Source organism: Streptomyces sp. NWU339, assembly GCF_003143855.1.
Taxonomy (GTDB): Bacteria; Actinomycetota; Actinomycetes; order Streptomycetales; family Streptomycetaceae; genus Streptomyces.
This window is the reverse complement of the sequence record NZ_QFRK01000114.1, coordinates 1-7,166: the sequence shown is the minus strand read 5'-3', so window position 1 is coordinate 7,166 and position 7,166 is coordinate 1. Positions and strand designations below refer to the sequence as shown.

The 7,166-nt window shown below is 70.2% G+C and carries 9 protein-coding genes and 1 pseudogene; 7 read left to right on the top strand and 3 right to left on the bottom strand.

Annotation, left to right across the window (positions count from 1 at the left end; translation table 11 throughout):
- From DIZ27_RS43395 to DIZ27_RS43380, 4 genes are all read left to right on the top strand, one after another.
- The coding region (locus tag DIZ27_RS43395) for an aconitase family protein (protein WP_258308887.1) at positions 1 to 754 on the top strand (754 nt) is incomplete at its 5' end.
- 6 nt (positions 755 to 760) lie between these two features.
- Entirely contained in the window at positions 761 to 1,363 is a 603-nt protein-coding gene (leuD, locus tag DIZ27_RS43390; RefSeq protein WP_109383773.1) for a 3-isopropylmalate dehydratase small subunit, read from the top strand.
- 266 nt (positions 1,364 to 1,629) lie between these two features.
- The gene (locus DIZ27_RS43385) at positions 1,630 to 1,860 is read left to right on the top strand and encodes a hypothetical protein (RefSeq protein WP_109383772.1); all 231 of its coding nucleotides are present in this window, start codon (positions 1,630 to 1,632) and stop codon (positions 1,858 to 1,860) included.
- Positions 1,861 to 1,996: 136 nt separating this feature from the next.
- Positions 1,997 to 2,635 (top strand): HU family DNA-binding protein, encoded by a 639-nt coding sequence (locus DIZ27_RS43380; protein WP_109383771.1) that lies wholly within the window; start codon positions 1,997 to 1,999, stop codon positions 2,633 to 2,635.
- Between the two features lie 92 nt (positions 2,636 to 2,727).
- Here the strand turns inward: DIZ27_RS43380 and DIZ27_RS43375 are convergent, their stop codons facing one another.
- Together DIZ27_RS43375 and cofC are read right to left on the bottom strand one after the other, a co-directional pair.
- Positions 2,728 to 2,931, bottom strand: coding sequence for a hypothetical protein (locus DIZ27_RS43375; protein ID WP_109383770.1), 204 nt, complete (start codon positions 2,929 to 2,931; stop codon positions 2,728 to 2,730).
- Positions 2,932 to 2,940: 9 nt separating this feature from the next.
- A complete protein-coding gene (gene cofC, locus DIZ27_RS43370) occupies positions 2,941 to 3,579 on the bottom strand; it encodes a 2-phospho-L-lactate guanylyltransferase (RefSeq protein WP_109383769.1) in 639 nt (212 codons plus the stop codon).
- Between the two features lie 159 nt (positions 3,580 to 3,738).
- Between cofC and DIZ27_RS43365 the strand changes: the two genes are divergently transcribed.
- The 3 genes from DIZ27_RS43365 to DIZ27_RS43355 all read left to right on the top strand — a co-directional run bounded on the left by DIZ27_RS43365 (position 3,739) and on the right by DIZ27_RS43355 (position 6,869).
- Entirely contained in the window at positions 3,739 to 4,590 is an 852-nt protein-coding gene (locus tag DIZ27_RS43365; protein ID WP_258308886.1) for a 1-acyl-sn-glycerol-3-phosphate acyltransferase, read from the top strand.
- Positions 4,587 to 5,597 (top strand): NAD(P)H-dependent glycerol-3-phosphate dehydrogenase, encoded by a 1,011-nt coding sequence (locus tag DIZ27_RS43360; protein ID WP_109383768.1) that lies wholly within the window; start codon positions 4,587 to 4,589, stop codon positions 5,595 to 5,597. The genes DIZ27_RS43365 and DIZ27_RS43360 overlap by 4 nt, the downstream gene beginning before the upstream one ends.
- A 114-nt stretch (positions 5,598 to 5,711) precedes the next feature.
- A complete protein-coding gene (locus DIZ27_RS43355) occupies positions 5,712 to 6,869 on the top strand; it encodes a D-alanine--D-alanine ligase family protein (RefSeq protein ID WP_109383767.1) in 1,158 nt (385 codons plus the stop codon).
- A gap of 62 nt (positions 6,870 to 6,931) precedes the next feature.
- Here DIZ27_RS43355 and DIZ27_RS43350 read toward each other — a convergent pair.
- Positions 6,932 to 7,166, bottom strand: a pseudogene (locus DIZ27_RS43350) (IS630 family transposase); the annotation flags it as partial.

Here is a 7,166-nt window from a genome sequence, read left to right as displayed (position 1 = left end):
CCCTGGGGGSCGCGCGGGCATGATCGCCCCCGACGAGACCACGTTCGCCTACCTCAAGGGCCGCCCGCACGCCCCCCAGGGTGAGGACTGGGACGCGGCCGTGGCCTATTGGAAGACGCTGCGCACCGACCAGGACGCCGAGTTCGACGCCGAGGTCGTCATCGACGCTGCCGAACTGTCGCCGTTCGTCACCTGGGGCACCAACCCCGGCCAGGGCGCGCCGCTGTCGGCCGCTGTGCCCGACCCCGCCTCGTACGAAGACGCCTCGGAGCGCCTGGCCGCCGAAAAGGCCCTGGAATACATGGGGTTGACAGCCGGCCAGCCGCTGCGCTCCATCAACGTGGACACCGTCTTCGTAGGTTCCTGCACCAACGGCCGGATCGAGGACCTGCGCGCCGCCGCCGACATCGTCAGGGGCCGCAAAGTCGCCGACGGCGTACGGATGCTGGTCGTCCCCGGCTCCGCCCGGGTGGGCCTGCAGGCCGTCTCCGAGGGCCTGGACGTGGTCTTCAAGGAGGCAGGCGCCGAATGGCGGCACGCGGGCTGTTCGATGTGCCTGGGCATGAACCCCGACCAGCTCGCCCCCGGTGAGCGTTCCGCCTCCACCTCCAACCGCAACTTCGAGGGCCGGCAGGGCAAGGGCGGTCGCACCCACCTGGTCTCCCCCCAGGTCGCCGCCGCCACCGCGGTCCTCGGCCACCTGGCCTCTCCCGCCGACCTCGCCGCCGACACCCCCGCGCCCGCTGGAGTCTGATCAGTCATGGAAGCCTTCACCACCCACACCGGCCGGGCCGTCCCGCTGCGCCGCAGCAACGTCGACACCGACCAGATCATCCCCGCCCACTGGCTCAAGAAGGTGACCCGGGACGGGTTCGAGGACGGGCTGTTCGAGGCCTGGCGCAAGGACCCCGAGTTCGTCCTCAACCGCCCCGAGCGCCAGGGCGCCACCGTGCTGGTCGCCGGCCCCGACTTCGGTACCGGCTCCTCCCGTGAGCACGCCGTCTGGGCCCTGCAGAACTACGGCTTCAAAACCGTGATCTCCTCCCGCTTCGCCGACATCTTCCGCGGCAACTCGCTGAAGAACGGCCTGCTCACCGTGGTCCTCGACCAGCAGACCGTGGACGCGCTGTGGGAGCTGACGGAAGCGGACCCCACCGCCGAGATCACCGTCGACCTCCAGGCCCGCGAGGTGCGCGCCGAGGGTGTCACCGCCGCCTTCGAGCTCGACGAGAACTCCCGCTGGCGGCTGCTGAACGGGCTCGACGACATCTCCATCACGCTGCAGAACGAGGCGGACATCGCCGCGTACGAGGCGAAGCGCCCGTCGTACAAGCCGCAGACGATCACGTCCCCGGCCGCCTGACGCGAAGTCCTCGCGGCAGGTCGACTTTCGGCCACCCCCAGCCCCCCTCCGTACCCCCGATCGGACCGATCGGGGGTACGGCCGTGTCTGCACCCGTTCGGCCCCGCGAGTCCTCTTGAGGCCTTGCAACTTCCCACGTTATGAAGGTGGTTGCCGGGGTACACGTGTCACGTGCGCGTGATCTCCGAGTGTGCTCGGACCGCCGTCCGAGGCGGCAGTTGCCCCCTGCGCAGGCGACAACTCGCCCCAGATGGCACAATCTGTGCATGGAACGCGACGGCCAACTCGAGCTCTACACGCTGGTCGCGGCCCGGCTCAAAGAAGCGCATGCAAGAGTGCGCGCACTGCAAGTACCGGAGGGCGTACGGATGGCGCTGACCCGGAAGCTGCTGGTCATTACGGCCGCGGCCAAGCACGATCTCGCCAATGCGGCAAGGCGGCTGGAACTGTTCATCACGGACCTCGACGAGGGTCGATTCCCCGAAGAGGAACGCTGAATCAGTCAAGGCAGCCGAGTTCATTGCGGCACAAGGGTGATAAGCCCGTTTCGTGTTTGATTTGCGGTATATATCTGCCTAACGTGCGAAAACGCTTGAACGGATTCGTTCGGGCGATGTCTCCGAAGGGGAAGACGTGAACAAGGCGCAGCTCGTAGAAGCGATTGCCGACAAGATGGGCGGTCGACAGCAGGCCGCCGACGCCGTCGACGCGGTCCTCGATGCCATCGTCCGCGCCGTGGTCGCGGGAGACCGGGTCTCCGTCACCGGTTTCGGTTCGTTCGAGAAGGTCGACCGTCCGGCCCGCTACGCCCGCAACCCCCAGACCGGCGAGCGGGTCCGGGTCAAGAAGACGTCGGTGCCGCGCTTCCGCGCGGGACAGGGGTTCAAGGACCTGGTGAGCGGCTCGAAGAAGCTGCCGCGCGGTGGCGAGGTCGCCGTCAAGAAGGCGCCCAAGGGCAGCCTGTCCGGCGGGGTTTCGGCGACGGTGAAGAAGGCCGCCGCCAAGAAGACCGCGAAGGCGGCTGCCGCGAAGACGGCCGCCGCGAAGAAGGCCGCCGCCAAGAAGACGACGGCGAAGAAGGCCGTCGCCAAGAAGGCCCCGGCGAAGAAGGCCACCACCAAGCAGGCCGCGCCGGCCGCCAAGACCGCCGCGGCGAAGAAGACGGCCGCCAAGAAGGCCCCGGCGAAGAAGGCCACGGCCACCAAGGCGCCCGCCAAGAAGTCGACCGCACGCAAGACCACCGCCAAGAAGACCACCGCCCGCAAGAAGTAACGGCGGCCGAGCGGTACTCACGCGCCGGGCCGGACTCCGTCACGGAGCCCGGCCCGCGGTGTGTCCGGCTCCCCGCCGTGCGCCGCGGCGGGTCAGAACGTGTGGAGCGTCACCAGCGTGATCCGCCGGGCCTCGCCCTCACCCTCGGTCTCGACGCGCACCCGCTGCCCGGGTCGCAGCAGCCTGAGGCCCCCGGCGTCGAAAGCCCGCGCGTCGAAGGGCACCGGTGTGCCGTCGTCCAGCAGCACCTGGCCGCTGCGGCTTTCGGGATCGTAGGTGTACGCGGTCGCCTGCATGTCGGCAGCCTACTGCTCCGCGATCAGCAACCGTGCGGTGGCGGCCGCCGTGCGGGGCCCCACGCCCAGCGCCAGCGCCGCCCGCAGATCGTCGCCCGTGTCCACGTCCTGCCGTACGGAATCCACCGCGTCGAGGCAGAGTTCGACGGCTCCGAACGCTCGGTGCCGGGCCCGGGAACCGGGGCCGAAGGAAGGACTCAATTCCTCGTTCGGTGCCGCGGAGAGCAGAGTGGTGCCGACGGTCGCGGCATCGGAGAGGAACGCGCGCGGGAATACGGCGGCCCGGTCGAGGACGCGGGCCAATTCGGCCGGGCGCAGCGCCGGGAGATCGGCGTTGAGGGCCGCCACGGGGCCCGCGCCCCGGAAGGCGCGCACGGCGACGGCCGCGTGCGCGAGCGCCGCGTTCAGGCCGCCGCACGGTTCGTCGGAGACGATGTGGGCACCGAGCGCGGCCAGCTCACGGCCGGCCAGGGCGTCACCCGTGACGACCACCACTTCGCGCACGGCGCGGCAGGCCAGCGCGGCCGCGACCGTGTCCTGCGCGAAGGCCAGGGCCAGCCCCGGACGCACCGCGTCGTCCGCGGTGTCCGCGAGCCTGCTCTTGGCCTCGGCCAGTGGTTTCAGGGGTACCACCAAGGTCCACTGCACGCGTGTTACGTCCCTCTCTCGTCGTCGCCATTGTCCCCCGTGGCACCCGGTGGCCAGAGGGTCGGGGCGTACGGTGTTCTCGACAGACCGGCGGCCCGGGGCGACACTTGTGCGGCCCGCCTGGCCCCCCGGTTCCAGGACTTAGAGGAAGGTGTCCCTGTGCCGCGCCGCAGAATCGGCTTTTGGTACCGCTTCGCCGCGGTTCTCTGTAAACCGCCGCTGGTGGTTCTGCTCAAGCGGGACTGGCGCGGAATGGAGAACATTCCGGCCGAGGACGGATTTATCACCGCGGTGAACCACAATTCGCACATCGATCCCTTCGCCTATGCGCACTTCCAGTACAACACCGGGCGCGTTCCGCGATTCCTGGCGAAGAGCGGTCTTTTCAAGAAGGGATTCGTCGGTGCCGCAATGCGGGGCACCGGGCAGATTCCCGTCTACCGGGAAAGCACGGACGCGCTCAGCGCCTTCCGGGCCGCGATCGACGCCGTGGAGCGCGGTGAGTGCGTCGCCTTCTACCCCGAGGGCACCCTCACCCGCGATCCGCACGGCTGGCCCATGACCGGCAAGACCGGTGCCGCGCGGGTGGCCCTGCAGACCAAGTGCCCCGTCATCCCGGTCGCGCAGTGGGGCGCCAACGAGGTGCTGCCGCCGTACGCCACCAAGCCCCGCTTCTTCCCGCGCAAGACCCACCGCGTGCTGGCCGGACCGCCCGTGGACCTGGACCGCTTCTACGACCGGGAGATGACTCCGGAGCTGCTCAAGGAGGCAACCGAGGCCATCATGGCGGCGGTGACCCGTCTGCTGGAGGAGATCCGCGGGGAGAAGGCCCCCGAGGTGCCCTACGACCCGCGCCGCGAGCGCTCGGAGCAGGGCCGCAAGACCCGGGCCCAGACCCGGCCGAGGCGGCAGGAGGGGACGCCTGAGCACGGATCGCCGGAGGACCGGCGGCAGGAGGAGCACAGGCCCGGCGAACGGGCCGTCGCGCGGGAAGAGGGGCTGGGCAAGTGAGCAAACCGGTCAAGGCCGCCGTGTTCGGCACCGGATCGTGGGGCACGGCCTTCGGCATGGTGCTCGCCGACGCGGGATGCGACGTCGTGCTGTGGGCACGGCGCCCCGAACTCGTGGAAGCGGTCAACTCCACCCGCACCAACCCCGACTACCTGCCCGGTGTCGAACTCCCGGAGAACCTGCGGGCCACCACCGACGCCGTCGAGGCCGCGCGCGACGCCGACTTCACCGTCCTCGCGGTCCCCTCGCAGACGCTGCGCGGCAACCTCACCGGGTGGAAACCGCTGCTCGCCCCGGACACGGTCCTGGTGTCGCTGATGAAGGGCGTCGAACTCGGCTCCGCCATGCGGATGAGCGAGGTGATCGAGGACGTCGCCGGAGCCGGCGCCGACCGGATCGCCGTGGTCACCGGCCCCAACCTCGCCCGTGAGATCGCCGCCCGGATGCCGGCCGCCGCAGTCGTCGCCTGCACCGACGAGGCCGTGGCCCAGCGGCTCCAGGCCGCCTGCCACACGCCGTACTTCCGCCCGTACACCAACACCGACGTCGTCGGCTGCGAACTGGGCGGCGCGGTGAAGAACGTGATCGGGCTGGCCGTCGGCATCGCGGACGGCATGGGACTCGGCGACAACGCCAAGGGCTCGCTCATCACCCGCGGGCTCGCCGAGACCACCCGGCTCGGCGTGGCGCTCGGCGCGGACCCGCTGACCTTCGCCGGACTCGCCGGCCTGGGCGACCTGGTGGCCACCTGCTCCTCACCGCTCTCGCGCAACCACACCTTCGGCACCAACCTCGGCAAGGGCATGACCCTCGAGGAGACCGTCGCGGTCACCAAGCAGACCGCCGAGGGCGTCAAGTCCTGCGAGTCGGTGCTGGACCTGGCCCGCCGGCACGGCGTCGACATGCCGCTCACCGAGACGGTCGTCGGCATCGTGCACGAGGGCAAGTCGCCGGTGGTCGCCCTCAAGGAGCTGATGTCGCGCAGCGCGAAACCCGAGCGACGCTGAGCGACGTCGAGCGACCACGGGCGGCGTCCGTGCGACGGCGGCGCGGGCGACCCTCCGTTTGCCGCGTTGCGGGCGCTTCATCGTGGCTGTACCACCGGGTACTCTCATCGCCATATGAGCACCGAGAACCTTCCCCAGAGCCCCGAGCAGCCGCCTCGCAAGCCGCGTGTGGCCGTTGTGTTCGGCGGGCGCAGCTCCGAGCACGGGATCTCCGTGGTCACCGCCGGCGCCGTCCTCAAGGCCATCGACCGGACCAAGTACGAGGTCCTGCCGATCGGCATCACCCAGGACGGCCGGTGGGCGCTCACCGTCGACGAGCCGGACCGCATGGCCATCGTCGACCGGCGGCAGCCCAGCGTGGACCAGCTCGCCGACTCGACCGAGGGCGCGGTGGTGCTCCCCCTCGATCCCGGCAACCGTGAAGTCGTCTACAGCGAGCCCGGTTCGGTGCCCAAGGCGCTCGGCGAGGTCGACGTCGTCTTCCCGGTGCTGCACGGCCCCTACGGGGAGGACGGCACCCTGCAGGGCCTCCTGGAGCTCTCCGGCGTCCCCTACGTGGGCTCCGGGGTGCTCGCCTCGGCCGTCGGCCAGGACAAGGAGTACATGAAGCGGGTGTTCACCTCCTTCGGACTGAAGGTCGGCCCGTACGTGGTGATCCGGCCGCGCGAATGGGAGCGCGACGAGTCCGCCGCCCGCAAGAAGATCATCGATTTCGCCGGCGAGCACGGCTGGCCGCTGTTCGTGAAGCCCGCACGGGCGGGCTCCTCGATCGGCATCACCAAGGTCGACGACCTCTCCGGCCTGGACGAGGCGATCGCCGAGGCCCAGCGGCACGACCCGAAGATCCTGGTGGAGGCGGCCCTGCGCGGCCGTGAGATCGAGTGCGGTGTGCTGGAGTTCGAGGACGGCCCGCGCGCCTCGGTCCCCGCCGAGATCCCGCCGCCCGACGCGCACGCCTACTACGACTTCGACGCCAAGTACATCGACTCCACGCCCGGCCTGGTGCCCGCACCGCTGACCGGCGAGGAGACGGCCGAGGTACGCGGGCTGGCGGTGGAGGCGTTCGAGGCGGCCGGCTGCGAGGGGCTGGTGCGCGCGGACTTCTTCCTCACCGAGGACGGCGAGTTCGTGATCAACGAGATCAACACGATGCCCGGCTTCACGCCCATCTCGATGTACCCGAAGATGTGGCAGGCCACCGGCGTCGAGTACCCGGAGCTGGTGGACCGACTGGTGCAGGCGGCGCTCCGCCGCCCGACCGGACTGCGCTGAGCCCAGCCGGTACCCGGGAGGCGGGGACAGATTCTAGTGTGCTGCGCCAGAAATCCTGAGGGTTAGTTCTCTCCGGCTTGGCTGTCGGGTGGAGTGATCCTGGCGAGGTAGGCGGCGAGGGATGTGAGGATCTCGTCGGCGGTCTTGGTCCAGGTGAACGGTCTGGGGTTCTCGTTCCAGGTGTCGATCCAGTCGCGGATGTCGTTCTCGAGGGCCTTCACGGAGGTGTGGACGCCGCGGCGGATGAGCCTGTCCGTCAGCAGGCCGAACCACCGCTCCACCTGGTTGATCCAGGAG